Consider the following 25,585-nt stretch of genomic DNA (forward strand, 5'->3'; position numbering starts at 1 on the left):
TGCCATGTTCTCATATCCACTTGCTCAGACCTCATCCTGAGGAGCGCCGGAGGCGCGTCTCGAAGGATGGGCCGCGAATGCGGCACGGGCCTCATGTGGTTTCAGATGCGCTTTGCGCGCCTCACCATGAGGGGAGAGAGAAATTCACATATGTCCGACTTCGTCGGGAACGTCGTAGAAGGTCGGATGGCGGTAGATCTTGGATTCCGCCGGTTCGAACATCATGCCCTTCTCGGACGGATCGGACGCGGTGATCGCGTTCGATGGCACCACCCAGATCGACAACCCCTCGCCGCGGCGGGTATAGATGTCGCGCGCGGCCTGCAGGGCGAGCGTCGCGTCGGCCGCATGCAGCGAGCCGACATGCTTGTGCGCCAGGCCATTGCGGCTGCGGATGAAGACTTCCCAGAGCGGAACGTTCGGCGTGGCCATCTCGGCGCTCCCTTATTCTGCGGCTTGCGCGAGCTGGCGGCGCTTGCGCTTCTCGGCATAGGCCATCGCGGCCTCGCGCACCCAGGCGCCCTCCTCATGCGCCTTGCGGCGCGCGGCGAGACGATCGCGGTTGCAGGGGCCGTTGCCTGCCAGCACCTGCTTGAACTCGTCCCAGTCGATCGGGCTGTGTTCCCAATTGCTGTTCACGTTCTGCTTCATGCCGGGATCGGGGATCGTCAGCCCGAGGAACTCGGCCTGCGGCACGGTGGCGTCGATGAATTTCTGGCGCAGCTCGTCATTGGAGAAGCGCTTGATCTTCCATTTGGTCGAGGTGTCGCTATGCTGGCTGACCTGGTCCGGCGGACCGAACATCATCAGCACCGGCCACCACCAGCGATCGAGCGCGTTCTGCGCCATCGCCTTCTGCTCCGCGGTGCCGCGGCACAGCGTCACCATGATCTCGAAGCCCTGGCGCTGGTGGAACGACTCCTCCTTGCAGACGCGGATCATCGCGCGCGCATAGGGGCCGTAGGAGCAGCGGCACAGCGGGATCTGGTTCATGATCGCCGCGCCGTCGACCAGCCAGCCGATGGTGCCGATGTCGGCCCAGGTCAGCGTCGGGTAGTTGAAGATCGAGGAATATTTCGCCTTGCCCGAGAGCATCGCGTCGACCAGTTCTTCGCGCGAGGTGCCGAGCGTCTCGGCGGCGGCGTAGAGATAGAGGCCGTGGCCGCATTCGTCCTGCACCTTGGCGAGCAGCGCGGCCTTGCGGCGCAGCGACGGCGCGCGGGTGATCCAGTTGCCCTCGGGGAGCATGCCGACGATTTCGGAATGAGCGTGCTGGGAAATCTGCCGGGTCAGCGTCTTGCGATAGGCGGCGGGCATCCAGTCGTTCGGCTCGATGCGCTCGTCGGCATCGATGCGGGCCTGGAACTGACCGGCACGGGCCACATCCTCGACGCCGCGATCGTCGCCGTCGGATGAGTTGAGCGCCTGCGTGTACATGGCCGACCTCCCAATGTGTTGTTAGGCGACATATATAACACAAATTTCAGAATGCAAGATATTTCTGTAACATGTTCAGACGCCCTCGAAACGGCGCGCCACCGCCCCGTTGGGCTTCGGCAGCGGCCCGTCCTCGTTGGTTGCATGGCCGTCAAGCCATTGTTCCGACGGCGAAAGCAGCCCGCGATAGATCTCGCCGCAGAGTTTCCGCGCCGCCCTGCCCGGCCAATCCTTCGGCAGCAGCTGATACGGCAGCAGCGGATCGCGCAGCACGACGCGGCGGTAATGGTGGATCAAGAGAATGCGCGCAGTGAAGGCGTCGGCGTCGCTCAGCTGCTCGCCGCGGATGATTGCGCCGTGCAGCGGCTCGAACGTCTTCATGAACTTCAGATAGGCGTCCGCGGTGCGGTCGAGCGGCCAGCTTTCGCTGAGCAATCGGCGTCCGCTGTCATCCTCGGCGGAGACTTCGAGACGGATCGCACGCGACGCCTCAACGGGGATCGGCACGCCCGACGGCGCGACCCACACGCCGGGCAGCGGGCTGCCGAAGCCGGCATTCTTCAGCGCCTCGCGCGCGGCGTCGCGGTCCTCGGCATTGCCGATCAGCAGCAGTTCGAAGCGGCCGGTCCAGTCCGACGGCGGCGGATCGTAGATGTGCCGCGTCGCGGTGTCGAAGGTCTGCCGGCCCCTGGCGTTCAGCCGATAGAAGCTGTTGCGGCCGACCTTGTTGCGTTCGAGCCAGCCGTCGGCAGCGAGCCGCGACATCGCGGTGCGCACCACATTGCCGTCGATGTCGAGGGACTTGAAGAATTCGAGCAGCGTGCCGAGCCACACCGAGCCGCCGCGCGGGACGATGGAATCGCCGAATACGGTGATGATGATCGAGCCGGTGCGTGACGGCTCGCGCTTCAGCTGATCGACGATGCGGGCAAGCGGCTCTGGCATGCCCAACGCATAGCGCGTTTTGTCGATTCACGACAATGCGCGGATCTTCTCCTTCTCCCCGTGTGCGGGGAGAAGTTCGGGATGAGGGGGAGTCTCCGCAAATGCGGTGAGAGACGACACCTGGAGAGTCCCCCCTCGCCGGATTGCTTCGCAATCCGACCTCTCCCCGCAAGCGGGGCGAGGTGAAGAGAGACCTTCGCAAGATCTACCGATTGGGATCCGGATAAACGATGCTGCGCCAGCCGCTGCGATCGAACGGCGCCCACTCGCCTTCCTTCTGCGCGAGGCGATCGGCGACCGCGTAGACCACGGCCGGGTGATGACCCATGCCGCAATGGCTGCTCTCGACTTCGATGCTGTCGGTCATCGACGAGGACTGCTCGCGGCAGCCCTGCCAGGCGCAGACGCCGTCGGTGCGGCTGAAGATCGCGGTGGTCGGCACCGGCGGCGCTCCGGCGAGCGAGCCGCCGAAACGGGAATCCTCCTCGTCGGCGCGGCGGCCGCTGGCCATCTCATAAACACGCCAGGCATTGGTCGACTTCGGGCCGGCGGCAAACGGGCTGCCGAGCGTGATCACCTGGCGCACACGCTCCGGCATCATCTTGGCGAGCTGGCGCGCGTAGAGGCCGCCGAGGCTCCAGCCGACCACCGAGACCTTGCGGCCGGTGGTTTCATTCATCTCCCGCAGCAGGTCGACCATCCCGTCCTGCACGCCGGAGCGAAGCCCGAGATTGCGGCCCTGGCGCCAGCCGCTGACGGCGTAGCCCTTGCTCCTGAGAAAGTCGCGCAGCGGCCGGGTCGACATGTCGGAGGCAATCAGCCCCGGCAGCACCAGCACCGGGTGCCCGTCGCCGCGCGGCGCGAGGCTGAGCAGCGGCAATGCACCAAGAAAGGCGCCGAGCTCATGAATGGCGCGGCCTTCCAGAAACATCAGCGTCCTGGACGGCGGGCGTAGCGTCTGCGCAGCAACGGACATTTCAGCTCCTCTTCCGGCAGGGCCGCCGGCAATGGGACCAACGAGAATGGGTCAACGGAATTGACGCAAACCCGGCGGAATCGTTCCGCAACGCAACAATCTGTCCTGAAAAGCTAGGGAACCGGACACTTTCGTGCAAGCGGTCCAGGTCACACTTGCCACAACTAAAGTGACGTTCGTGCCCAATCGGTCACAGCCGCAACGTGTACTCCAGGGTGTAAAGCGCGAGGCCGGCAAGCCCGCCGATCAGCGCGCCGTTGAAGCGGATGTATTGCAGGTCCTTGCCGACATTGACCTCGATCAGGGAGATCAGCTGCTCCATGTCCCAGCTCTTCATCTGGTCGGCGATGAAGCCCGAGACGCCGCTCTTCTGCTCGGCGACGACGGTGCGCAGGATGGCCACCAGGCCCTGATTGATCTCGCCGCGCAGGTCGGCGTCGCCGTCGAGCGCGTCGCCGGCCTCGACCAGCATTCGCGCCAGCTGATGCTGCAGCACCTGCGACTCGCCCGAGGCGCTGCGTTCGATGAAGTCCTTGACGTTGGCCCAGACGGTGCGCCCGAGATTGGCCAGCTCCGGCCGCGCCATCAAATCGCGCTTGAGACCATCGATGCGATCGGCGAATGCCTTGTCGCTGCCGAGCCGGTCGACAAAGGACAGCAGCATGCGGTCGAACTCGCCGCGGAACGGATGTTGCGGGTCGTTGCGCACTTCTTCGAAGAATTTCGTGGCGGACGCGATGATCCGGTTCACCACGAACTTGTCGGCGCGATAGAGCCTGAGCAGCGTCGGCATCTCGGCGCGGACCTTGTCGCGGATCACGGCCATGGTCTCCTGCTGCGTCAGCGTCTGGTGCAGCACGCGCAGGATGTCGTCGAGCAGGCCGCCATGCTTGCCCTCCTGCACGAAGCCGCGCAGCGCGCCGGCCGCAAGCGGCGCGAGGTCGATCGCGAGCACCTGCGTCGTGACGCGGCGGCTGATGAACTGCATCAGGCCGGAACTCTCGGTCGCCGCAAACGCCTCGGGCAGCATCCGCAGCACGAAGCGGGCGAGATCCTCCGAACGTTTGCGATCGCGCAGCCAGTCGGCGATGAACGAACCGAAATCGATCTCGCGCAGCTTGGCCTCGACCGGCCCGGACTCCAGAAAATTGTTCTCGATGAACTCGCCGAGCTTCTCGGCGATGCGCGCCTGATTGCTCTGGATGATCGCAGTATGCGGGATCGGCAGGCCGAGCGGCCGCTTGAACAAGGCGACGACGGCATACCAGTCGGCGAGCCCGCCGATGGTCGCGGCCTCGGCAAATGCCGCGATGAAGCCGAACACCGGATGCACCGGCAGCAGCGTCTTCGCTGCGATGAAAATAATGAAGGTTGCCGCCAGCACGCCGGTCGCCAGCCACTTGACGCGCCGCAGCTCGGCGGCGCGTTCGGCATCGACGGGCGTTGCGATGAGGGCGGCGGGAAGGGTCATGGGTTTCGCAGGGGTGACGAACGAAGCATAGCATGGCCCACTGCCGTCATTCCGGGGCGTGCGAAGCACGAACCCGGAATCTCGAGAATCCGGATCGCCGCTTCGCGTCGTCCGGAATGACGGTGGATACGATGAGTTATGAAGGACACCTGCAAAAAAGAAGGCCCGCAATGGCGGGCCTTCGAAAAGGGCAGTCGGTCAGCGCAAGCGCGATCAGGCGGTCTTGCCGTAGACCTTGGCGAAGTTGTCCTGCGCGGTCTTCGCACCGTCGGTGACGAGCTTGCCGAGATACTCGGTGGTGGCCTTTGCCCGCGAGACGAACAGCTCGCCACGCGCACGGGCCAGCTCCGACTGGATCTGGGCGGCTTCGCTCAGCGACTTGGCGGACGCGAGCTTGTCGATACCGGCGAAGAACGCCTCGGCGTCCTGGTAGATCGCCTGCTGGATGTTGCGGCTGATCTTGGCGGCTTCGGTCACCGAACCGGCAACAGCGGACTCGATCACGTTGGTCACCTTCTCCGAGCCGGCATAGGCATCGGCAGCGCGGGTCTTGGCGGCCTCGGCCTGCTTCTTCACGAACTCACGGGCGGCTTCCGGAACTTCCAGGTTCTGAAGCTTGGTGAACGCCTCGGTGACGGGCGCGAAGGCTTCCTTGACGCTGTTCAGCACGGAATTGGTTTCGGTGGTCATTGGGGTCTCTCCATCCTCAGGTTTGAGCTATGGGCTCACCCCGTCCGAATTGGCCCGGGGCAATGGTGTTATGACACGACCCATGGTGCATCGCAACATCAATGTTGCGATGCGATATCACGAACCTGTGAACAGCATGAAAATCCGGCAGGTCGCCTACCGAAAAGGCGATAGAAGGTTTCTAATTACCTCCAACCGCCTCGGAGACCCCATATGCCTCCATCTGTGCCCGGACCTGCGCCACGTTGTGCCCCAGCACGACGATGTCGTGGGTCTTGCCCTCGACGTCGCGGACATGGTCGCGCAGCAGCGCCTCCGCCTTGAAGCCGAGGCTCTCGAACAAGGCGATCGCCGCCCGCTGGTCGACCGTCATCTGCACCGAAAACTTCTCCAGCCCGGCACCGAGCGCGATGGCGAAGGTCTCCTGCGACAGCGCCCGTCCGACGCCCTGCCCGCGTACGTCTGGTGACACCACCATCCGGATCTCGCCGACATGCGGCGACCAGGAGTGCGGATCGCGCACCAGGGTGCCGCAGCCGACCACCTTGCCGTCCTTGATCGCGAGCAGGCTCGTGATGTCGCCGCGCTCGATCTCGTTGATCCAGGCCGACAGCACCTTCGGCTGGCTGATATTGCGCGGCAGGAACAAGAGATCATGCGTCGGCAGCTTCTGCGCGAAAGCCAGCACCGCGGCCTCGTGATCCCGAATCATCAGGCGAAACTCGATGTCGCCTGCTTCGGTCTTGATGCGGCGCGGATAGGAACGTTGTTCGGTCATGTCGATCTCTCTCAAGTCGCCCTTCTCAGGTCGATCTCTTGCCCAGCCAGGAGTCCAGTTTCGGCCACAGCCGCTTGATTGCATTGGCGCCGGCAACCAGCGAGACGTGACCGCCTTTCAGCATCACCTCCTCCTTGTCAGCGGAGCCGATCTTGGTGATCAGATGCTTTGCCGCATCATACGGCACGATGTGGTCGTGCTCGGCGACCGCGTGCAGGATCGGCACCTTGATGTCGGCAAGCTTCGCCTCGCGGCCGCCGACCGTCATGGTGTCGTTGTAGAGCTTGTTGTCCCACATCAGGTCCTTGGTGATGGCGCGGAAATATTCGCCCGCGAGCGGCAGCGTGTCGGTCGCCCAGCGATCGAACATCCGGTACGACTTGACGAACTCGTCGTTCCAGATGTTGTCCCAGAGCTGGATCTGGCCGACGACACGCGCGGCCGGCCGCAACATGTCGAACGATTGCAGGATCAGTTCGGGCGGCATGTTGCCGGTGCTGTCGATCAGGCGGTCGACATCGAAATAGCGGCGGTCGGCGAAATTCGAGAACAGCTTCATCTCGCGGAAATCGATCGGCGTGGTGAAGCAGATCAGGTTCTTCATCGGCCCGTCGTTGAAGATCGAGCCGTAGAGCAGCGACAGCACGCCGCCGAAGCAATAGCCGATCACCGAGACGTCCTTTTCGCCGGAATCCTGCTGCACGCGGCGGACCGATTCCGGGATGAAGTCGAGGACGTAATCCTCCATGCGCAGCGATTTTTCCTCGGGCTTCGGCGCAGTCCAGTCCAGCATGTAGACGTCGAAGCCGCGCTTGAGCAGGAACTCGATGAAGCTCTGCCCCGGCACCAGGTCGAGGATGTAGCCGCGGTTGGTGGTCGCCATCACGATCAGCACCGGCACGCGATAGACTTCGCTGGCCAGCGGCCGGTAGTGATAGAGGTTCATGGTGCCGCGCGAATACAGCACGTCTTTCGGCGTCGAGCCGAGCGAGGGGCCGGAGCTCGAGAAATACTCGACGCCCTTGATGCTGCGCTGGATCGCGCGCTGCACCTCGGACTGTACCCGCTCGGAGATCGAGGCGAAATCAAAGGCGGTGGGAGCATTCATTTGCTGCCTCCCTCCGCCGGCGGCTGCTTGGTGCGCGGTGGCCGTGGCGTTGCGCCGTGGCCGTCGTCCGGCGCCAGCGAATTGTGGTGCACCTGCTGCAGCAGCGTCTTGATCTCGTTGAGCTGGTTCTCCATCGACTGCAGGCGCTCCGCCATGCCGACGAGCTGGGCGCGGCTCGGCAAATTCATCGCCAGCAGATATTTCTCCATCAGCTCGCCGAGCTGCTTCTGCGCGCCGGCCGCGACGCCGCCGGCCTGGTTCATCACCTTGGAAAATTCCGGCGAGGTCATGAGCTGGTTGCCGAAGGAGTTGAACCCCTTCTCCATCTCGCCAATCATCGTCTGCCAGATCACGGCAGGGTCGTTGCCCTTGTCGGCCATGCGGCGCTCCTCCACACCAATTTTGAGCGCTTGCCGCGCTTCCATTTGTTTCTGCCATACGACACTGTTGCTGCTGATCGGTCAACTGCGCGGCGCGACCAGCGACGCCGAGGCTCTTCTGCGCTGCGTCAATCCGTGGCATAGAGGTTCCTGACCGCGACACCAGCAGGGGACGCCCGTGACCACGCTCGCCCATCAGCCGCCGCAGATCATCCGCGCCAATGGCATCGACATCTGCTACGAGATTTTTGGCGATGCGAATGCCGAGCCGCTGCTCCTGATCATGGGCCTCGGCGCCCAGATGATCCATTGGGACGACGAGTTCTGCCGCCAGCTCGCCGCGCGCGATTTTCGCGTCATTCGATTCGACAACAGGGATATCGGCAAATCCTCCCGCCTGAGCGGCGGCAAGCGGCTGACCGCGCTCGAACTGCTCAAGCTCCGCTTTCTGAAGATCCCGGTCGCAGCGCCCTACAAGCTGGCCGACATGGCCCGCGACACGATCGGGCTGATGGATGCGCTCGGCATCCGCACCGCGCATCTGGTCGGCGCCTCGATGGGCGGCATGATCGCGCAGGAGGTTGCGATCACCTTTCCCGAGCGCGTGCGCTCGCTGACCTCGATCATGTCGACCACGGGCAATCCAAAGATCCCGGGGCCGACCCGCGAGGCGACCGCGGTGCTGATGGCGCCACCGCCGAAGAGCAAGGAAGAGTATTTCGTCCGCTTCGGGCAGACCTGGAAGGTGCTGCGCAACGGCTCGTTCCCCGAGGACGAGGCGCTCGATCCCGAACGCGCGCGGCGCACTTATGAGCGTGGCCTCAATCCGGAGGGCGTCGGCCGCCAGCTCCGCGCCATCCTCGCCTCCGGCAGCCGCAAGGAGCGCCTGCGCGGCGTCAAGGCGCCGACGCTGGTGATCCATGGCACCATCGATCCGCTGGTGCATCCCGAAGGCGGCAAGGACACCGCGGTCTCGATCCCGGGCGCGAAGCTCGTGATGATCGAGGGCATGGGCCACGCCCTGCCGATTCCGATGTGGCCGCGGATCATCGACGTCATCGACAAGCACGCGCATGGCGCGGCGTCGAAGGCGGCCTAACTAGAGCGGGATGAGTTTTGGTTGAATCTGCAGGGGCGTCTCGGTTCACCTCTCCCCGCCGGGGAGAGGTCGGATTGCGCCTGGCGATGCGAAGCACCGTCCAGAGCAATCCGGGTGAGGGCTCTTTGCTCTCTGGATAGACCCTAACCCCTCACTCGATTTGCTACGGAAATCGACCTCTCCCAAGGGAGAGGTGAACTTTCGACGCCGATCCAGCTCAACCTGATCTCATCATGCTCCAGGCAGGTATCTTCCGGTAACCATGTGAGCCAGGAGTGCGTTCTTCCGGGCGCGGCATGGACGCTGTAGAGAGCGCTATCCATCGCTCAGCCACCGGGAGTCTCCAGATGAAGACCCTTCTCCGGCCACGGACAGCCGTCGCCGCTCTCCTCCTCGCGCTGGCGTCTTCATCGGCAATGGCGGCCGCCAGCGAAGCGCAGCAGGAAGCCAACCGCAAGGCGGTGCTGGCGTTCTACGAGAAGGGACTGAGCCAGAAGGACGCCGACGCGGCGCTGGCCTATGTCGGCAACCGCTATGTGCAGCACAATCCCGGCGCGGCCGACGGCCCGGAAGGCTTCCGCAAGTTCATCGGCTTCCTGCGCGAGAAGTTTCCGAACTCGCGCAGCGAGATCAAGCGCTCATTCGTCGACGGCGACTACGTGATCCTGCACGTCCACGCCGTGCGCGAGCCCGGCACCCGCGGCAATGCGATCATCGACATCTTCAGGCTCGAGGACGGCAAGATCGTCGAGCATTGGGACGTGGTGCAGCCAGTTCCGGAAACCCCGGCGAACGGCAACACGATGTTCTGAGACATCGTGACGGCTTGTGCTCGGCATCTGGCATGATCAGGCCGGCGAGCGCGCCGGGACGCCGGCTATTGCTTGACCGCGATCCAGATCACGTGGCGGACACCGCGGCCCCGGCCGGTGGCACGGACGGCAATTTCGTTGACCGCGAACCCGGCCCGGGACAGCGATTTCGGGAACCTGGCATTCGGACCGGACGACCAGACGGCGAGCACGCCGCCGCGCCGCAATGCCGTGTGTGCGACCTTGAGCCCGGCGACATCGTATAGCGCGTCATTGGCCTTGCGGGTCAGACCTTCAGGCCCGTTATCGACGTCGAGCAGGATGGCATCGAAGGCGAGCGGTTGGCGTTCGATCACGCTGGCAACATCCTCCTCCCGGATGCTCACACGCGGATCGTTCAGGCTGTCGCCGAAGATCGCCGCCATCGGGCCTCGCGCCCAGGCAACGACCGCCGGCACCAGTTCGGCCACCGTGATCTGCGCCTCGGGCCCGAGCACGGCGAGTGCGGCCCGCAGCGTAAAGCCCATGCCGAGGCCGCCGATCAGAAAATGCGGCCGTGCGACCTTCTCGATCTTCTTCGCGGCAAGCGTCGCCAACGCCTCTTCCGAGCCCGACAGGCGGCTGTTCATCAGCTCGTTGGTGCCGAGCATGATCGAGAATTCGTGGCCTCGCCGCATCAGACGCAATTCACCCTCGGTGCCGGGAATGCGCGCGGTATCGATCTTTTCCCATGGAATCATGCGGCGGCTTGTAACATGGACGTCAGGGCGAGCGAAGCTGGCACCCAGAGCATCCGAATAGTGACTCACGAACGGCGCAACAAACTCAGTGTCGTCCCTGCAAAAGCGACGATGGGAAAGAAAGTCGCACTCAACCACATCACCGTCGTCCCGAGCGCCGAGCCTACCCGCCTGCCCAGACGTCGAGCACGTAGCGATTCCCTGTGCCCATTTCCTCGATCCAGCGCGCGGCGGCGTCGGTGTCGACACCGATGCGCTCGCGATAGATCGACATCAGGGTCGCCTTGACGTCGGGCTCCATCTTGCCGCCGTCGCCGCAGACATAGACGATCGCGCCCTTCTGGATCAGTTCCCAGACCCGGTCCTTCTGCGCGGCGACGAGGTGCTGCACATAGGTCTTCGGGCCATCGGCGCGCGAGAAGGCGGTGTGGAGTTCACTGACGCCGTCGGCTGCGAACGCCTTCAGCTCATCCGCATAGATGAAGTCCTGCTCGGGATGCCGGCAGCCGAAGAACAGCATCGCCGGCCCCAGCGTCGCGCCCTGCGCCTTGCGCGCGGCGCGCTCCTGCAGGAAGCCGCGGAACGGTGCGAGCCCGGTGCCCGGCCCGATCATGATGAGCGGCACGGCATTGTCATCGGGCAGGCGGAAGCCGGCCTTGGTCTCCTTGATGGTGGCGTGGACGGTGTCGCCGGCGCGGCGGCGCGCCAGATAGTTCGAGCAGACGCCCTTGTAGATGCCGCGCCCGGAACTTGCCGGCGCCTCCACCACGCCCACGGTGACACTGCAGCGCTGCGCCTCGCCGGCCGGAGACGACGAGATCGAGTAGTAGCGCGGCGCGAGCAGCGACAGCATTTCAAGATAGAGGTGGAACGGCAGCTCGCAGGCCGGATATTCCTCGAGCAGGTCGAACACCGATTTGCGCTTCGCCAAGACGTCGGTGCGATAGTGCACGGCCGAGACATCGTCATCCCCGACATAGGCCATCAGCTTTGGCTTGGTCACCGGGCAGCGGGTGTGCTCGGCCATGATCTGGATCTGCTTGCGGGTCGCGACCTGCTGCAGCTCGACGAACTCGGTGAGCAGCCGCCCGACCGACACGGCGTTGCCGACCGGCAATTGCGCGCGGCGGCCTTCGGAGACCTGCAGGCGGATCTGGTCGGCCGGCAGGAAGCCGAAGCGGCGCGCAACTGAATCGACCAATGTCGGATCGTTGCGCGGCACCACGCTGAGATGATCGCCGACGCGGTATTTCAGGCCGGCCGGCAGCTCGACCTCGATATGCCGGGTCGAGCGCTCCGACGGATGGGCGCCTGCCTTGGTCTGCAGCTCGTTATTGGCGAGCACCTTCGTCGGCACCGCGCCGCCCTGCGTCACGATGGTGTTGACCGCGTCCTGCGCCACCGGCTCGATCGCATAGAGCGGCTCGTCCTCGGCGGTGCGGGTGAAATTCCAGTCGATGCCGAATTCCTTGGTCGCGACCTTGGCCGCCTCCGGGAACCATTTCTGGAACTGGCCGTCGAGATCGCTGCGCGCATCGCCCTCGCCGCGCGGATAGACGGCGCGCGCGCCATGTTTGGTGAGCTGCTCGTCAATGAAACGCGGCACCGACTGGTAGGTCGCCGCCCAATCGCTGTTGCCGCAACCGAACACCGCGTAGCGGACCTTGGCGAAGGCATCCTTCGGCAGGTCGCTTTCGAGCCATTTGACGAACTGCGTGGCGTTGTCGGGCGCCGCGCCATTGTAGGAGGCGCAGATGATCAGCACGCCGCCCTCCTCCGGCAGCTTGCCGACATAATCGTCCAGCGGGCCCAGCCGCGTGGCGAAGCCGTTGATCTCGGACAGATCCGCCATGCGGGTCGCCAGTTCCTCGGCGGAGCCGAGATTGGAGCCGTACAGCACCAGCATCGGCGTGTTGTGGCCGGGACGCGTGGCCGGCGCGCGCGGGGCCTTCGGCGCGGCCGCAACCGCGCCCGTGCTGCCGGCGAACGCGCCGCGGTCCTTGTCGTCGCGCGGCCGCACCTTGATCCTGAAACCATCCGGCTTGACGGTCAGCGTCTCCTTCAGATGCATCTGGTAGCGATGCACGTCGATCAGCTTGAAGCGTTGAAGGATCATCCCGATCGCCAGCGCCGCCTCGTGCATGGCAAAGCCGCGGCCGATGCAGGCACGCTGACCGTTGCCGAACGGCTTCCAGGCATTGATCGGGCGCTTGGCCTCCGCCTCGCGGCTGAAATTTTCGGGATCGAACACGTCGGGGTTCGGGCCCCAGACGCTGGGATCGCGATGCAACGCCATCACCAGGATGGTGATGAAGGTGTTCTTCTTCAGCTTGTACTTGCCGCCGATCGTCTCATCGGCCAAAGGCGCGATGCCGTAGGCCGGCGCCGGCGGCCACAGCCGCAGCGCCTCCTTCAGGCATTGCGTGATGTAGGTGAGCTGGGTCACCTGCTGATAGGTCGGCCGCGCATCGACGTCGGGTCCAAGGACGCGATCGACCTCCTCATACGCCTTCTTCAGCACCTCCGGGTGCTTCAGCAGCGCGTAGATCGTGCACGACAACAGGCCGCTGGTGGTCTCATGGCCGGCGATCAGGAAGGTGTTGATCTGGTAGCGGATGTTGACGTCGTCGAGCTGCTCGCCGGTGGCGCGGTCGACGCCGGTCATCATCGCCGCCAGCATGTCCTTCTTGTCGTCGGTCGCAGCGGTGTTGCCGCGCCGCTCGGCGATGATCTCGTCGACCATCTTGTTCATGAAGGCGACGTCGTCGGCCAGCGTCTTGCGCCGCTTCTGCATCCACAGACCCTCGAGCGGCAGGCCGCGGGTCATCATGATGGTTTCGAGCGAGCGCACCAGCGATTCCACGAACGGGTGGTAGTCGCGGCGGTAGAACGAGTTGAAGCGGTAGTCGAAGCCGCAGAGGCCGATGGTGTCGAGGGTGAGCGCCGTCATGTCATGGACGACCTCGATCTCCTCGTCGGCGTTGAGGCGCTCCCATTTCTTGACCAGCTGCTCGGCGATGTCGACCATGCTCGGGTGGTACGACTGCATGGCGCGGTTGCCGAACGGCTGCATCAGGATGTTGTGCGCCTTGCTCCAGTTCGGCTCCTTGGTGTCGGCGGTGAACAGGCCGTCGCCGCCGACCGCGCGCACCCGGCGCAGCGAGCCGCGCACCGCCTTGTCGAAGCGCTTCTCGTCGGAGAGCTCGTCGACGAGGTCGTGGCCGGACACGATCACCAGCGGCGCGCCCATCATGTCGAGCCAGAAGATCGGTCCGAGCTCCTTGGAGAGCTTGACGAGGTGCTGCACCGGCGCGGTCGAGTCCAGCGACAGCATGTTGCCGACCACCGGCTTCGTCGGCGGATGCGGAATCGGACTCAGTCTGTTGCCGGACGCCATGTTGAGATTGCCCCCTGCTCGGCTTTCTATTCCGTCATTCCGGGGCGATGCGCAGCATCGAACCCGGAATCTCGAGATTCCGCGGCCGGTCCTTCGGACCATCCCGGAATGACATCAAGCGCCACGCGCGATCGCTTCCACCTCACCCAAACCGCTTTCTGCGCCATTCGATCAGCTTCGCGCTGACTTCGTCAGGCTTTTCCTGCTGCGTCCAATGGCCGCTGTCCTTGACCAGGTACTTCTCGAGGTCCGGCACCAGCCGCTCCATGCCGTCGGCGGCCGAGGGCGGCAGCACCGCGTCGTTCTCGGCCATGATCATCAGCGACGGCACCCGGACGTGATGGTCCAGCCCGGCCGAGCGCTCCCAGTTGCGGGTGAAATTGCGATACCAGTTGATGCCGCCGGTGAAGCCGGTCTTGGTGAAGGTGTCGACGAACACCTTCTTCTCGTCCGCCGACAGGATCGGCGTGCGCGGATCATGCCTGGCGTCGTAGTTCGCGATCATCTGCGGAAACGCCAGATTGAGCCGCGCCGAGGCGCCGACGCCGGCAATCGGCTGTTCGGGTGGCGCATCCGCCGGACGCGGCACCGGCTTGCGCATGAAGGCGTCGAAGGTCTGCTCGACGCGGCTGCCGAAGATGCGGTCGGGCTCGCGCCCCGGATCCTGGAACTGGACGATGTACATGTGATCGCCGAAGCGCTGGCGGAACAGCGCGATCGGGTCCATCGGTGCGCGGTCCCAATGCGGCGTGTTGACGCCGACGACGCCGGCGACCCGCGCAGGATACCTGAGCGGCATCTGCCAGACGACAAAGCCGCCCCAGTCGTGACCGACGAAGATCGCCTTGTCGATCTTGAGATGGTCGAGCAGCCCGACGAGATCGCCGGTCAGGTGCTCCATGTCGTAGGCCTCGACCGGCTCCGGCCGGTCGGTCGCGCCATAGCCGCGCTGATCCGGCGCAATCACCCGGATGCCGGCCTCGCCCAGCGCCTTGATCTGGTGGCGCCAGGAGAACGCCAGTTCAGGCCAGCCGTGGCACAGCACCACCGGCGGCGTGTCGGTCTTGGGGCCCGCTTCATAAAACCCCATGCGGATGCCGTTCGTCTCGGCGAACTGCAGCGGTGGCATCTCAATCATCGGCAGGGATCCTTATTCGGCTGCGCCCTTGATGTCCGCAGGCGGGGGCGCGAACGCCGCCTCGAGTAGATCGAACTCGAGCGGCAGCATGTCGCACATCACCTGCACGTGGGGAATGATGTTGGCGCCCACGATGAAGCCGAAATCGAGCTGATCGCGGTAGCTCTGCACGGTGATGTTGAGCGCCACGCCGTGGGTCGAGATCGAAACCGGGAAGATGTGCAGCAGCTCGGCACCCGCCGCATACAGCGTCTGCCGCGGCCCCGGCACATTCGAGACCGTGATGTTGGTGGCCGGCGGCAGCACGTTGGACAGGTCGGAGCGGCTGTAGAGCAGCGCCAGGATCTGCACCAGGATCGGCGCGCCGAGCAGCGAGATGTTGGTGACCTGCGGCACCAAAGCGCGCAGCGGATGCGACATCTCCTTGGACTTGGTCGACTGCGCGATGATGGTTTCCAGCCGCTTCCTTGGGTCCTCGATGTCGGTCGCGATCGAGCAGATCATGCCGAACACCTGGTTATTGGACTCGGCATTACCCTCCTCGCGCAGCGAGATCGGCACGCCTGCCGTCAGCGACTTGTTCGGCAGCGCACCCTGGCTGATCAGATAGCGCCGCACCACGCTCGAGGCGAGCGCCAGCACGACGTCGTTGAGTTTGCCGCCGGACGCCTTCGCCAGTGCCTTGGCGCGCGACAGCGAGATCGAGGTGCCGGCAAAGCTGCGCTCCGACGAGATCGCCTTGTTGAGGATGGTCGGCGGCGAGGACATCGCCTGCAGGCTCTCGCGCGACCTCGGATCGGCGACCTTGGCGACGACGTCGGACAGGCTCTTCATGACCGTCGGCATCGAGCCGGCGAACTTCACCGCGCTCTCGATCTGGAACATGGCGTTGTCGAACAGGATCGAGCCGAGGTCGCTCTTGCCGGAACGCGGCAGCTCCAGGCTCTTCTGCGCGGCGGCCGCCGCCTCGAACGGCTGGGTCCAGAGCTGCTGATAGGCATCGATCAGATTGGCCGCGATGTCGCGCGGCTCCTGCGCGACTTTCTTCGCGCTCGGCGGCTCGATCTCGCGCGGCACCGGCGTCAGGTCGTAGATCATGCTGGTCAGCGCCGCGCCGGCGCCGCCGTCGATGCAGGCGTGGTGCATCTTGGAATAGAGCCCGATCTCGTTGTCCTTCATGCCCTCGAAGACGTAGAACTCCCAGAGCGGGCGGGCGCGGTTCAACAGCTTGGCGTGCATCCAGCCGACGATGCGCTCCAGCGTCGCGCGGTCGCGCGGCGCCGGCAGGCTGGCGCGGAAGATGTGGCGGTCGATGTCGAACTGGTCGTCCTCGACCCAAGACGGATGATCGATGTCGAGCGGCGCCTTCTGCAGGCGCGCCTTGAGGATCGGCGCGATGTGCAGCCGCGAGGCGATCATCGCCTTGAACTCCTCGAAGAAGTCGCCCTTGTAGCCGTCGGGCAGGCGGAAGATCGCCATGCTGCCGACATGCATCGGCATTTCCGGCGTTTCCAGATAGAGAAACGATGCGTCCAGCGAGGACAGCTTCTTGGCGTCGCTCATGATCTCCTCCCGAGAGCCTACTTACGCGGGCGCCTTGGGCGGCGCTTCTGGTCGTTTGGTCAGGATAGTGCCTGTTCTGCCGGGCCGTAGGCAATGGCAAAGGGGCCCGAGCGGTCAAAATGCCGGAATTCCCCTTCCGGCTGAGCCAGCCGGTCCGCAATCGCCCACAGCGCCGCGGGATTGACGCCGAGGCCGATATGGCTGGCGAAATGCACCTCGATGTTCTCGGCGGTGGCCGACGGCCGCACGCGCGAGGTCCGCCAGTTCACGATGCCATCGGTGCGGGAGTAGATCGAGGTGGTCGGCACCGGCATGTCGCCGGCGATTGCGGCGCGGATTTCCGGGATGTCGTTCACAGCTTCGCCGGACAACAGCTCATAGAGCCGCGTCGCATTGGTGGCGCGGATGTCGTCGGCGAACGGGCTGCCCAGCGTGATGATGGAGCGCACCAGCTCCGGCATCTGCGACGCCAGGTCGCGCGCATAGACGCCGCCGAGGCTCCAGCCGATGATCGAGACCTTGTGCCCCGACGCCTCACGGACCCGCTTCAGCAGGTCGCGCAGCGCAGCCCGCCGGCTGGAAATCCCGCCGAAATTGCGGCCCATGTTCCAGGCATAGGCGTCGTAGCCGAGCTCCTTCAGATAGCGCCGCATCGGCGCCATCGAAAGGTCGCTGGCAAGGAAGCCCGGCAGCGCCAGCACCGGATGACCATCGCCCTTCGGCGCCTGCATCAGCAGGGGCGACAGCAGCAGGCTCGAATTGAGTTCGAGCACGCCGCGCGCCTCCGCCAGCATCAGGAGCAGGCTCGGCGGGCGCAACCGGCGTTCGGTCCCATCAATGCTCCTGTCCATGCCGGTCACTATTTCTTCTTGCTCGCGCCGCCGAAGCCGGCCATCGCCACGAACATGTCCTGGAAGCGCTCGGCGAGCTTGGGATCGAAGGTGAACCAGCTCTGCATCAGCGATTCCGGCGAAATCTTATCGATGTTCGACGTCATCTGCTGCTGCAGCTTGTCCATCACCGCGGTCTGCATCGGCCCGACATCCGGCAGGCCGAAGAATTGCCGCGCTTCGAGGGGCGTACAATCTATCTCGACGTTGACCTTCATATCCGCCTCCTCAAATGCGCCCTGGCCCGCCATAGTATCGCCGGGACGGGGCGAGTTGCGCAAGCGAGCCGTACCTGTCCCGATCGGCGGTCGGCCTCAATCATCCGTTATGGTCAACCAAACCGCTTGGACCCGTCGATCCAAACCCGTTGGAGCGGCCGGCGTAAAGGAGGCGCGCCGGTGATCATTCCCGGGAGCGACAAGCGGCACGCCGAAAGTCGAATGTCACGCGTTCGCGCCAACAGCCTACTCTCTAATCCGGTTCATTGCGCTGCACCCGCGCGGACGGGTTAACCCTTTGGCAAATCGCGCTTGCGCGGCCGGTAAACTCTGGCAACATGGATCGAATACCAGCCGGACACAGCAGCCGGCGGACAAAAACGGGGACGCGGGATCACATGTCGGTACGTTGGAGTTTTGCGGCGGCTGCCGTCGCATTCGTCGCCTTTGCTTTGCCGGCATCGGCCCAGACGCTGAAGTACGCCAACCAGGGCGAGCTGAAGTCGCTGGATCCCTACACGCTGAAGGAAACCACGACGATCGCGCACCACGCCCACGTCTACGAAGGCCTCACCGCGCGCGACAAGGACCTCAAGATCATTCCGGCCCTGGCGGAAAGCTGGGAGACGCTGAGCCCGACCAAATGGCGCTTCCATCTGCGCAAGGGCGTGAAATTCCACAATGGCGATCCCTTCACCGCCGACGACGTGCTGTTCTCGGCCGAGCGCGTCCGCGCCAAGGGCTCCAACTTCCTCAGCAACGTCCCGGCGGACGCCAAGTTCAGCAAGGTCGACGACTACACCGTCGACGTGACGCTGGACTCGCCCAATCCCATCCTGATCTCGCAATGGGATAGCTGGTACATCATGGACAAGAAGTGGTGCGAGGAGAACAACTCGGTCGCACCGACACCGGCTTCCGCAACCACGCCGAGCTACGCGGCGCTGCACGAGAACGGCACCGGCCCGTTCACGATCGAGAGCCACCAGCCCGGCGTGAAGACCGTGTTCAAGGCGTTTCCAGGCTATTGGCGCAAGCCCGAGCATAATCTCAAGGAGATCATCTTCACCCCGATCGGCTCCGACGCCACCCGCGTTGCCGCGCTGCTCTCCGGCGAAGTTGACGTGATCGAACCGGTTCCGCTCCAGGACATCCAGCGCGTCAATTCCAGCGGCGTCGCCACCGTCATGACCGCGCCGGAGATCCGTACCATCTTCATCGGCATGGATACGGCGCGCGACGAGCTGCTGTATTCCAACATCAAGGGCAAGAATCCGTTCAAGGACATCCGCGTCCGCGAAGCCTTCTACAAGACCATCGACGTCGATCTGATCAAAACCCGCGTCATGCGCGGCATGTCGACCCCCTCGACGCTGATGATCGCGCCCGAGCTCTATCCGCTGTCGAAGGAATTCACCCGGCCGAAGCTCGATCCTGATGGTGCCAAGAAGCTGCTGGCCGACGCCGGCTATCCGAACGGCTTCGAAGTCACGATGGACTGCCCGAACGACCGCTATGTCAACGACGCCGCGATCTGCCAGGCGGTGGTCGGCATGCTGGCCCGCATCGGCGTCAAAGTGAATTTGCTGGCGCAGCCGAAGGCGCAGTATTTCGCCAAGGTGCTGAAGCCCGGCGGCTACCAGACCTCGTTCTTCATGCTGGGCTGGACGCCCGCGACGTCCGACTCGCACAACGTGCTGCACGACATCCTCGGCTGCCGCGACGATCCGAAGGATGCCACAAGGGGCGAGGCCAATCTCGGCGGCTATTGCAACAAGGAAGTCGACGCGCTCACCGACAAGGTCCTGATCGAGGGCGACACTGCCAAGCGCGACCAGTTGATCAAGCAGGCCTACGACATCGTCATCAAGGATTACGGCTACATTCCGCTGCATCAGCAACCGCTGGTGTGGGGCGTGTCGAAAAAGGTCAAACTGACCCAGCGCGCGGACAACCAGGTGCTGCTCTACTGGGCGACCAAACAGGGTGAATAGTGGCTTTGGCGCATTGGGTCCCGGAAGCGCAGGCTTCCGGGACGTCGCGTTTTCCGGCCGCGCAAGGCCGCGCGCCGAATGTCAAGGGCAGTGAAAGGTAGAGATGCTGGCTTTCACTCTTCGCCGCTTCCTGCAGGCGATCGGCGTGATGCTCGCCGTCGGCGTGATTGCGTTCGCCATGTTCCGCTTCGCCGGCGACCCGGTGAACCAAATCGTCTCGATCGACACCTCGGCCGCGCAGCGCGCTGAAATCCGGCAGTCGCTCGGCCTTGACGATCCCGTGCTGGTGCAGTTCGGCCGCTACTTCATCAACGCGCTGCAGTTCAAGTTCGGCGTATCCTACCAGTTCCGCCTGCCGGTCTCCTCGCTGCTGGCGGAGCGGCTGCCGGCGACGCTGGAGCTTTCGATTTGCGCCACGCTGTTCGCGATGGTGGCCGGCATCCTGATGGGGGTCTATTCGGCGCTGCGCCGCGACACCGTGCTCGCCAAGTTATTCCAGGCGGTATCGCTGATCGGCATTTCGCTGCCGACCTTCCTGATCGGCATCCTCCTGATCTATCTGTTCGCGGTGACGCTGGGCTGGCTGCCCTCCTTCGGCCGCGGCGAGGTGGTGAAGCTCGGCTGGTGGACCACCGGACTACTGACCGTCTCGGGCCTGAAGGCGCTGATCATGCCGGCGATCACGCTCGGGCTGTTCCAGATGACCCTGATCATGCGGCTGGTGCGCGCCGAAATGCTGGAAGTGTTGCGGACCGACTATATCCGCTTCGCCCGCGCCCGCGGGCTGACCACGCGCGCGATCCATTTCGGCCATGCGTTGAAGAACACCCTGGTTCCCGTGATCACGGTGGCCGGCCTGCAGTTTGGCTCGGTTATTGCTTTCTCGATCATCACCGAAACCGTGTTCCAATGGCCGGGTATGGGACTTCTGTTCGTGCAGGCCGTGCAAAATGTCGATATCCCAATCATGGCCGCATATCTGTTGATGGTCTCGCTGATCTTCGTCACCATCAATCTCGTGGTCGACATCCTCTACACCGTGGTCGATCCGCGCTTGCGATCGACCGTCGGCCGCGCGGCGTGAGGGGCTGACCGATGTCCGATGCCGTCGTCCCCCATCGCTCCCAAGACCACCAGGCCCCTGCCGGCTGGTTCAGGCGCGCGCTCGACAGCGACATCTTCTATTCGTTCCGTCGCTCCAGGCTGACGATGGTCGCCGCCGTGATCACGCTGCTGTTCTTTCTGCTCGCGATCTTCGCGTCGTGGCTCGCGGTGCAGAACCCGTTCGATCCGGCGCAGCTGCAGCTGATCAACTCGCGGATCGCGCCGCTGTGGACCGCCGACGGCCAAAGCCCGTTCCTGCTCGGCACCGACGAGCAGGGCCGCGACGTGCTCTCGGCGATCCTCTACGGCCTGCGCATCTCGCTTGCGGTCGGCCTGGCCGGCGTGGTCTTTGCCGGCGCGCTCGGCATCGCCCTCGGGCTGATCGCAGGCTATTTCGGCGGCGTGGTCGACACCGTGATCATGCGGATCGCCGACGTGCAGCTCACCTTCCCCGCGATCCTGATCGCGCTGCTGGTTAACGGCGTTGCCAAATCGCTGCTCGGCAACCGGCTCGACGAGATAAGCACGCTCGGCGTCCTCATTATCGCGATCGGTCTCAGTTTCTGGGTGCAATATGCCCGCACCGTGCGCGGTTCGGTAATGGTCGAGAAGAACAAGGATTACGTCGCCGCGGCGCAGCTGATCGGTCTGCCGGCGCCGAAGATCATGCTGCGGCACGTGCTGCCCAACACGATGGGCCCGATCCTCGTGATCGCCACCATCAACCTCGCACTCGCGATCATCACCGAGGCAACGCTGTCGTTCCTTGGCGCCGGCATGCCCGACACCATGCCCTCGCTCGGCACCCTGATCCGGATCGGCAACAACTATCTGTTCGCAGGCGAATGGTGGATCGTCGCCTTCCCCGGCATTGCGCTGGCCGGCCTGATCCTCTCCATCAACCTGCTCGGCGACTGGCTGCGCGACGCCCTCAATCCGAAGCTCCGATGACCAAGCCTGTTCTTTCCGTGCGCAATCTCGAGGTGGAATTCGTCACCCGCCGTGCGACCTTGCGCGCCATCAACGGCGTGTCGTTCGACATCGCCAAGGGCGAGGTACTCGGCGTGGTCGGCGAATCCGGCGCCGGCAAGTCGGTCACCGGCCTTGCCGTGATCGGCCTGATCGATCCGCCCGGCCGCATCTCCGGCGGCGAGATCGAGCTCTCGGGCACGCGGATCGATCATCTGCCGCCCGAGGAGATCCGCCGCATCAGGGGCAAGCGGATCGGCATGATCTTCCAGGATCCGCTGACCAGCCTCAATCCGCTCTACCGGATCGGCGACCAGATCGTCGAGACCATTCGCACCCACGGCAATCTGAGCGAAAGCGCCGCGCGCAGGCGCGCCATCGATCTGTTGGCCGAGGTCGGCATTCCTGCGCCGGAAAAGCGCATCGACGGCTACCCGCACGAATTCTCCGGCGGCATGCGCCAGCGCGTCGTGATCGCGCTCGCGATCTGCGCCGAGCCCGAGCTGATCATCGCCGACGAGCCGACCACCGCGCTCGACGTCTCCGTGCAGGCGCAGATCATCGCGCTGATCAAGCGGCTCGGCCGCGACCACGGCACCGCCGTGATGCTGGTGACCCACGACATGGGCGTGATCGCCGAGACCTGTGACCGCGTGGCGGTGATGTATTCCGGCCGCATCGCCGAGATCGGCCCGGTGCAGGAGGTGGTGCGCAATCCGCTGCATCCCTACGCCAAGGGCCTGATGGGCGCGATCCCGACCCTCGCCGGCGAGGACAAGCGCCTGGTGCAGATCCCCGGCTCGATGCCGCGGCTGTCGGCGATCCCGCCTGGCTGCCCGTTCAATCCGCGCTGCGCATTCGCCTTCGACCGCTGCCGCGTCGAACGCCCCGAGCCGATCCGGCAGGGCACGCAATCCGTCGCCTGCCACCTGTTCGAGCCGCAGAAGGAGACGGCGGCATGAGCGGGACATTGATCGAGGTCAGGAACCTGCGCCGCGTCTTCGACGTCTCCAAGCCGTGGCTCAACCGCGTGATCGAGGGCGGCCATCTCGAATTCCTGAAGGCCGTCGACGGCGTCTCCTTCGACATCAAGCGCGGCGAGACCTTCGCGCTGGTCGGCGAATCCGGCTCCGGCAAGACCACCGTCGCGCGCATGGTGGTCGGCCTGCTGCCGCCGAGCTCGGGCGAGGTCGTCATCGACGGGGTCTCGATGACCGATCCGCGGCACGGCCAGGCGCGCCGCCGCCTGCGCCGGCGCATCCAGATGGTTTTTCAGGATCCCTATGCGAGCCTCAATCCACGCTACCGGGTCGCCGCCATCGTCGCCGAGCCGATCCGCGCCTTCGACCTGATCCAGGGCGAGCGCGACATCAAGGCCCGGGTCGGCGAATTGCTCTCGCTGGTCGGCCTGCACCCCGACGACGGCCAAAAATTCCCGCACGAATTTTCCGGCGGCCAGCGCCAGCGCATCGCGATCGCCCGCGCGCTGGCATCGGAGGCCGAGTTCATCGTCTGCGACGAGCCGACCTCGGCGCTCGACGTTTCCGTGCAGGCGCAGATCCTCAATCTGATGCGCGACCTGCAGGACAAGTTCGGCCTCACCTATCTCTTCATCAGCCACAATCTCGCAGTGGTCCGCCACATGGCGAGCCGGATCGGCGTGATGTATCTCGGCCGCATCGTCGAGATCGCCGAGGGCCGGGAATTGTTCGAGAACCCGCGGATGCCCTACACGAAGATGCTGCTCGGCGCGGTTCCGGACCTTGCGATGTCGGGCCGCCAGCGCATCCCGGTGAAGGGCGAGATTCCGAACCCGATCGATCCGCCGCCGGGCTGCTCGTTCAACCCGCGCTGCCCCCTCGCCTTCGATCTCTGCCGCCAGAAGACGCCGGAACTGATCGACGGCGTCGCCTGCCATGCCGTCAACAGTCCCGCCGCCGTTCCGGCATGATCACGCGGATGGGAGCGGCCATGTCCACCAAGCGGTTGGCATACCAGCCGGCCTGTGATCAAGTGCGCCCGCCAAAGAGGCCCAGCAACAAACCGACGAACGGTCAATCGCCATGAGCAACATCAACCCCGATCCGTTCACAACCCGGCCCGAGATCGAAGGCACCTTCGGCGTCGTCACCTCGACGCACTGGATCGCCACCGCGGTCGGCATGGCGACGCTGGAGAAAGGCGGCAACGCCTTTGACGCCGGAGTGGCCACCGCCTTCACGCTGCAGGTGGTTGAGCCGCATCTGAACGGCCCCGGCGGCGACGTGCCGATCATCGTACACGACGTCAAGCGCGGCAAGAGCGAGGTGATCTGCGGCCAGGGCCCGGCGCCGGCGAAGGCAACCATCGCGCATTACCGCAGCGAGGGCCTCGAGATGGTGCCCGGCACCGGCCTGCTTGCCGCCTGCGTGCCCGGCACATTCGAATCCTGGATGCTGCTGCTGCGCGACTACGGCACCATGAAGCTGCGCGACGTGCTGGAGCCCGCGATCGCCTACGCCCGCGACGGCTATCCGCTGGTCGAGCGTGCATCGGCCACCATCAAGACCGTCGAGCAGCTGTTCCGGAAATACTGGACCACGTCGGCGGACGTCTATTTGCCAAACGGCGAGGTGCCGAAGCCCGGCACCATCTTCACCAACAAGAAGCTCGCGGAGACTTACACACGCATCCTGAGCGAGGCGGAGAGCGCAGGCCACGACCGCGTGGCGCAGATCGAGCGCGCGCGGCAGGCCTGGTCGAAGGGCTTCGTCGCCGAGGCGATTGACAAGTTCTGCCGCACCCAGGAGGTGATGGACGTCTCCGGCTCGCCGCATCGCGGCGTGTTGTCGGCCGACGACATGGCGCGCTGGCAGCCGACCATCGAGGCGCCGCTCATCTACGAATACGGCCGCTACACCGTGCAGAAGGCCGGGGTCTGGAGCCAGGGTCCGGTGATGCTGCAGCAGCTCGCGCTGCTGAAGGGTTTCGAGCTCGACGGCCTCGATCCCGCAGGTCCCGACTTCATCCATCTGCAGATCGAAGCCGCCAAGCTCGCCTATGCCGATCGCGAGACGTTCTACGGCGATCCCAAGTTCGCCGACATCCCGATCGAGACGCTGCTGTCCGATGCCTATAACAACGAACGGCGCAAACTGATCTCGAAAGACAAGGCTTCGCTCGACTTCCGCCCCGGCTCGGTCGAGGGTTTTGGCGGCGTCGTGAAGCTGCGACACGCCGAAGGGCATCGCGAAGCGGTCGGTGCCATGGGCGCGGGCGAGCCGACCGTCGGCCGGTTCGGCGAGGTGCGCGGCGACACCGTGCATTTCGACATCATCGACAAGGCCGGCAACATGATCTCGGCGACGCCGTCCGGCGGCTGGCTGCAGTCCTCGCCGGTGATTCCCGAGATCGGCTTCTGCCTCGGCAGCCGCGCCCAGATGTTCTGGCTCGAGGAGAACCACCCTGCCTCGCTCGCGCCGGGCAAGCGGCCGCGCACCACGCTCTCGCCGACCATGGCGCTGCGCGACGGCGAGCCGTATCTCTCCTGGGGCTCGCCGGGCGGCGACCAGCAGGATCAGTGGATCACGCAGTTCTTCCTGCGTCATGTCCACGCCAAGCTCAATCTGCAGGAGGCGATCGACGCGCCAGCCTGGCACTCCGAGCATTTCCCGATCTCGTTCTGGCCGCGCACGTCGCGGCCCGGCGTGCTGGTGCTGGAAAACCGCGTGCCGAAATCGACCATCGACGAATTGAAGCGCCGCGGCCATGTGGTTGAGATTGGTCCCGATTGGTCGGAAGGCCGCCTCACCGCGGCCTCGAAGGTCGGCGCCCGCCGCCGCGCCGCCGCCAACCCGCGCGGCATGCAGGGTTACGCCGCAGGCCGCTAAACACGAA

Annotated in this window: 23 protein-coding genes; 8 read left to right on the top strand and 15 right to left on the bottom strand. The window is 64.9% G+C overall.

Translation table 11 applies throughout. The annotated features are described in order from the left end of the window. Positions 1-144: 144 nt before the first annotated feature. The 9 genes from paaB to E2I15_RS09975 form a co-directional block, all read right to left on the bottom strand. Positions 145-432, bottom strand: a complete 288-nt coding sequence (gene paaB / locus E2I15_RS09935; RefSeq protein ID WP_016842890.1) for a 1,2-phenylacetyl-CoA epoxidase subunit PaaB — start codon at positions 430-432, stop codon at positions 145-147. 12 nt (positions 433-444) lie between these two features. Next, a complete protein-coding gene (paaA, locus tag E2I15_RS09940; protein WP_137477019.1) occupies positions 445-1,437 on the bottom strand; it encodes a 1,2-phenylacetyl-CoA epoxidase subunit PaaA in 993 nt (330 codons plus the stop codon). A 75-nt stretch (positions 1,438-1,512) separates the two neighbouring features. Next, on the bottom strand, positions 1,513-2,382 hold the full coding sequence (gene paaX / locus E2I15_RS09945) for a phenylacetic acid degradation operon negative regulatory protein PaaX (RefSeq protein ID WP_137477020.1): 870 nt from the start codon (positions 2,380-2,382) through the stop codon (positions 1,513-1,515). Between the two features lie 205 nt (positions 2,383-2,587). Further along, positions 2,588-3,358: an esterase/lipase family protein gene (locus E2I15_RS09950; RefSeq protein ID WP_137477021.1), complete on the bottom strand. Its 771-nt coding sequence runs from the start codon at positions 3,356-3,358 to the stop codon at positions 2,588-2,590. Positions 3,359-3,548: 190 nt separating this feature from the next. Continuing rightward, a complete protein-coding gene (locus tag E2I15_RS09955) occupies positions 3,549-4,829 on the bottom strand; it encodes a DUF445 domain-containing protein (RefSeq protein ID WP_137477022.1) in 1,281 nt (426 codons plus the stop codon). Positions 4,830-5,042: 213 nt separating this feature from the next. Beyond that, complete coding sequence (locus E2I15_RS09960; RefSeq protein ID WP_028331816.1) at positions 5,043-5,519, bottom strand: phasin; 477 nt, start codon at positions 5,517-5,519, stop codon at positions 5,043-5,045. Between the two features lie 181 nt (positions 5,520-5,700). Next, positions 5,701-6,297 carry a GNAT family N-acetyltransferase gene (locus E2I15_RS09965; RefSeq protein WP_016842896.1) on the bottom strand — a complete coding sequence of 199 codons (597 nt, stop codon included), beginning with the start codon at positions 6,295-6,297 and terminating at the stop codon, positions 5,701-5,703. Positions 6,298-6,322: 25 nt separating this feature from the next. Then, positions 6,323-7,405 carry a PHA/PHB synthase family protein gene (locus E2I15_RS09970; RefSeq protein WP_137477023.1) on the bottom strand — a complete coding sequence of 361 codons (1,083 nt, stop codon included), beginning with the start codon at positions 7,403-7,405 and terminating at the stop codon, positions 6,323-6,325. After that, the gene (locus E2I15_RS09975; RefSeq protein ID WP_038383828.1) at positions 7,402-7,785 is read right to left on the bottom strand and encodes a hypothetical protein; all 384 of its coding nucleotides are present in this window, start codon (positions 7,783-7,785) and stop codon (positions 7,402-7,404) included. Before E2I15_RS09975 ends, E2I15_RS09970 begins: the two co-directional genes overlap by 4 nt. 178 nt (positions 7,786-7,963) lie before the next feature. On the opposite strand from E2I15_RS09975, the gene E2I15_RS09980 reads away from it, so the two are divergent. Further along, positions 7,964-8,884 carry an alpha/beta fold hydrolase gene (locus tag E2I15_RS09980; protein ID WP_137477024.1) on the top strand — a complete coding sequence of 307 codons (921 nt, stop codon included), beginning with the start codon at positions 7,964-7,966 and terminating at the stop codon, positions 8,882-8,884. Between the two features lie 416 nt (positions 8,885-9,300). Next, complete coding sequence (locus tag E2I15_RS09985) at positions 9,301-9,696, top strand: nuclear transport factor 2 family protein (protein ID WP_422109817.1); 396 nt, start codon at positions 9,301-9,303, stop codon at positions 9,694-9,696. Positions 9,697-9,761: 65 nt separating this feature from the next. On the opposite strand, the gene E2I15_RS09990 is transcribed toward E2I15_RS09985, so the two are convergent. The 6 genes from E2I15_RS09990 to E2I15_RS10015 form a co-directional block, all read right to left on the bottom strand. Continuing rightward, positions 9,762-10,436 carry a polyamine aminopropyltransferase gene (locus E2I15_RS09990; protein WP_137477336.1) on the bottom strand — a complete coding sequence of 225 codons (675 nt, stop codon included), beginning with the start codon at positions 10,434-10,436 and terminating at the stop codon, positions 9,762-9,764. A 163-nt stretch (positions 10,437-10,599) separates the two neighbouring features. Further along, positions 10,600-13,833, bottom strand: a complete 3,234-nt coding sequence (locus tag E2I15_RS09995) for a bifunctional cytochrome P450/NADPH--P450 reductase (protein ID WP_137477026.1) — start codon at positions 13,831-13,833, stop codon at positions 10,600-10,602. 142 nt (positions 13,834-13,975) lie between these two features. Then, positions 13,976-14,971, bottom strand: coding sequence for an alpha/beta fold hydrolase (locus tag E2I15_RS10000; RefSeq protein ID WP_137477027.1), 996 nt, complete (start codon positions 14,969-14,971; stop codon positions 13,976-13,978). A 12-nt stretch (positions 14,972-14,983) separates the two neighbouring features. Then, positions 14,984-16,534, bottom strand: a complete 1,551-nt coding sequence (locus E2I15_RS10005; protein ID WP_137477028.1) for a WS/DGAT/MGAT family O-acyltransferase — start codon at positions 16,532-16,534, stop codon at positions 14,984-14,986. A gap of 59 nt (positions 16,535-16,593) precedes the next feature. Beyond that, positions 16,594-17,385 (bottom strand): alpha/beta fold hydrolase, encoded by a 792-nt coding sequence (locus E2I15_RS10010; protein ID WP_137477029.1) that lies wholly within the window; start codon positions 17,383-17,385, stop codon positions 16,594-16,596. Positions 17,386-17,393: 8 nt separating this feature from the next. Continuing rightward, positions 17,394-17,642 (bottom strand): DUF6489 family protein, encoded by a 249-nt coding sequence (locus tag E2I15_RS10015; protein ID WP_137477030.1) that lies wholly within the window; start codon positions 17,640-17,642, stop codon positions 17,394-17,396. A 398-nt stretch (positions 17,643-18,040) separates the two neighbouring features. Here E2I15_RS10015 and E2I15_RS10020 point away from each other — a divergent pair, with 398 nt between their 5' ends. The 6 genes from E2I15_RS10020 (at position 18,041) to E2I15_RS10045 (ending at position 25,578) form a co-directional block, all read left to right on the top strand. Next, the gene (locus tag E2I15_RS10020; protein ID WP_137477031.1) at positions 18,041-19,636 is read left to right on the top strand and encodes an ABC transporter substrate-binding protein; all 1,596 of its coding nucleotides are present in this window, start codon (positions 18,041-18,043) and stop codon (positions 19,634-19,636) included. A 103-nt stretch (positions 19,637-19,739) separates the two neighbouring features. Next, on the top strand, positions 19,740-20,720 hold the full coding sequence (locus E2I15_RS10025; protein ID WP_038383837.1) for an ABC transporter permease: 981 nt from the start codon (positions 19,740-19,742) through the stop codon (positions 20,718-20,720). Positions 20,721-20,731: 11 nt separating this feature from the next. Then, positions 20,732-21,691, top strand: coding sequence for an ABC transporter permease (locus tag E2I15_RS10030; RefSeq protein WP_038383838.1), 960 nt, complete (start codon positions 20,732-20,734; stop codon positions 21,689-21,691). Beyond that, a complete protein-coding gene (locus E2I15_RS10035) occupies positions 21,688-22,671 on the top strand; it encodes an ABC transporter ATP-binding protein (RefSeq protein ID WP_137477032.1) in 984 nt (327 codons plus the stop codon). Before E2I15_RS10030 ends, E2I15_RS10035 begins: the two co-directional genes overlap by 4 nt. After that, positions 22,668-23,660, top strand: coding sequence for an ABC transporter ATP-binding protein (locus E2I15_RS10040; RefSeq protein ID WP_137477033.1), 993 nt, complete (start codon positions 22,668-22,670; stop codon positions 23,658-23,660). The genes E2I15_RS10035 and E2I15_RS10040 overlap by 4 nt, the downstream gene beginning before the upstream one ends. Positions 23,661-23,772: 112 nt before the next feature. Next, the gene (locus E2I15_RS10045) at positions 23,773-25,578 is read left to right on the top strand and encodes a gamma-glutamyltransferase family protein (protein WP_137477034.1); all 1,806 of its coding nucleotides are present in this window, start codon (positions 23,773-23,775) and stop codon (positions 25,576-25,578) included. Positions 25,579-25,585 lie beyond the last annotated feature (7 nt).

Origin of the sequence: Bradyrhizobium sp. BR2003, from assembly GCF_009720285.1 — a bacterium.
Taxonomy (GTDB): domain Bacteria; phylum Pseudomonadota; class Alphaproteobacteria; order Rhizobiales; family Xanthobacteraceae; genus Bradyrhizobium; species Bradyrhizobium elkanii.

Excerpts from the sequence above, each read along its gene's own strand:
- E2I15_RS09975 (WP_038383828.1), bottom strand. The coding sequence starts at position 7,785 with ATGGCCGACAAGGGCAACGACCCTGCCGTGATCTGGCAGACGATGATT.
- E2I15_RS10020 (WP_137477031.1), top strand. The coding sequence starts at position 18,041 with ATGTCGGTACGTTGGAGTTTTGCGGCGGCTGCCGTCGCATTCGTCGCC.
- E2I15_RS09960 (WP_028331816.1), bottom strand. The coding sequence starts at position 5,519 with ATGACCACCGAAACCAATTCCGTGCTGAACAGCGTCAAGGAAGCCTTC.
- E2I15_RS09970 (WP_137477023.1), bottom strand. The coding sequence starts at position 7,405 with ATGAATGCTCCCACCGCCTTTGATTTCGCCTCGATCTCCGAGCGGGTA.
- E2I15_RS09950 (WP_137477021.1), bottom strand. The coding sequence starts at position 3,358 with ATGTCCGTTGCTGCGCAGACGCTACGCCCGCCGTCCAGGACGCTGATG.
- E2I15_RS10035 (WP_137477032.1), top strand. The coding sequence starts at position 21,688 with ATGACCAAGCCTGTTCTTTCCGTGCGCAATCTCGAGGTGGAATTCGTC.
- paaA (WP_137477019.1), bottom strand. The coding sequence starts at position 1,437 with ATGTACACGCAGGCGCTCAACTCATCCGACGGCGACGATCGCGGCGTC.
- E2I15_RS10005 (WP_137477028.1), bottom strand. The coding sequence starts at position 16,534 with ATGAGCGACGCCAAGAAGCTGTCCTCGCTGGACGCATCGTTTCTCTAT.
- E2I15_RS10045 (WP_137477034.1), top strand. The coding sequence starts at position 23,773 with ATGAGCAACATCAACCCCGATCCGTTCACAACCCGGCCCGAGATCGAA.
- E2I15_RS09955 (WP_137477022.1), bottom strand. The coding sequence starts at position 4,829 with ATGACCCTTCCCGCCGCCCTCATCGCAACGCCCGTCGATGCCGAACGC.
- E2I15_RS09985 (WP_422109817.1), top strand. The coding sequence starts at position 9,301 with ATGGCGGCCGCCAGCGAAGCGCAGCAGGAAGCCAACCGCAAGGCGGTG.
- E2I15_RS09965 (WP_016842896.1), bottom strand. The coding sequence starts at position 6,297 with ATGACCGAACAACGTTCCTATCCGCGCCGCATCAAGACCGAAGCAGGC.
- E2I15_RS10030 (WP_038383838.1), top strand. The coding sequence starts at position 20,732 with ATGTCCGATGCCGTCGTCCCCCATCGCTCCCAAGACCACCAGGCCCCT.
- E2I15_RS10040 (WP_137477033.1), top strand. The coding sequence starts at position 22,668 with ATGAGCGGGACATTGATCGAGGTCAGGAACCTGCGCCGCGTCTTCGAC.
- E2I15_RS10010 (WP_137477029.1), bottom strand. The coding sequence starts at position 17,385 with ATGGACAGGAGCATTGATGGGACCGAACGCCGGTTGCGCCCGCCGAGC.
- E2I15_RS10015 (WP_137477030.1), bottom strand. The coding sequence starts at position 17,642 with ATGAAGGTCAACGTCGAGATAGATTGTACGCCCCTCGAAGCGCGGCAA.
- E2I15_RS10000 (WP_137477027.1), bottom strand. The coding sequence starts at position 14,971 with ATGATTGAGATGCCACCGCTGCAGTTCGCCGAGACGAACGGCATCCGC.
- E2I15_RS10025 (WP_038383837.1), top strand. The coding sequence starts at position 19,740 with ATGCTGGCTTTCACTCTTCGCCGCTTCCTGCAGGCGATCGGCGTGATG.
- paaB (WP_016842890.1), bottom strand. The coding sequence starts at position 432 with ATGGCCACGCCGAACGTTCCGCTCTGGGAAGTCTTCATCCGCAGCCGC.
- E2I15_RS09995 (WP_137477026.1), bottom strand. The coding sequence starts at position 13,833 with ATGGCGTCCGGCAACAGACTGAGTCCGATTCCGCATCCGCCGACGAAG.
- E2I15_RS09990 (WP_137477336.1), bottom strand. The coding sequence starts at position 10,436 with ATGATTCCATGGGAAAAGATCGATACCGCGCGCATTCCCGGCACCGAG.
- paaX (WP_137477020.1), bottom strand. The coding sequence starts at position 2,382 with ATGCCAGAGCCGCTTGCCCGCATCGTCGATCAGCTGAAGCGCGAGCCG.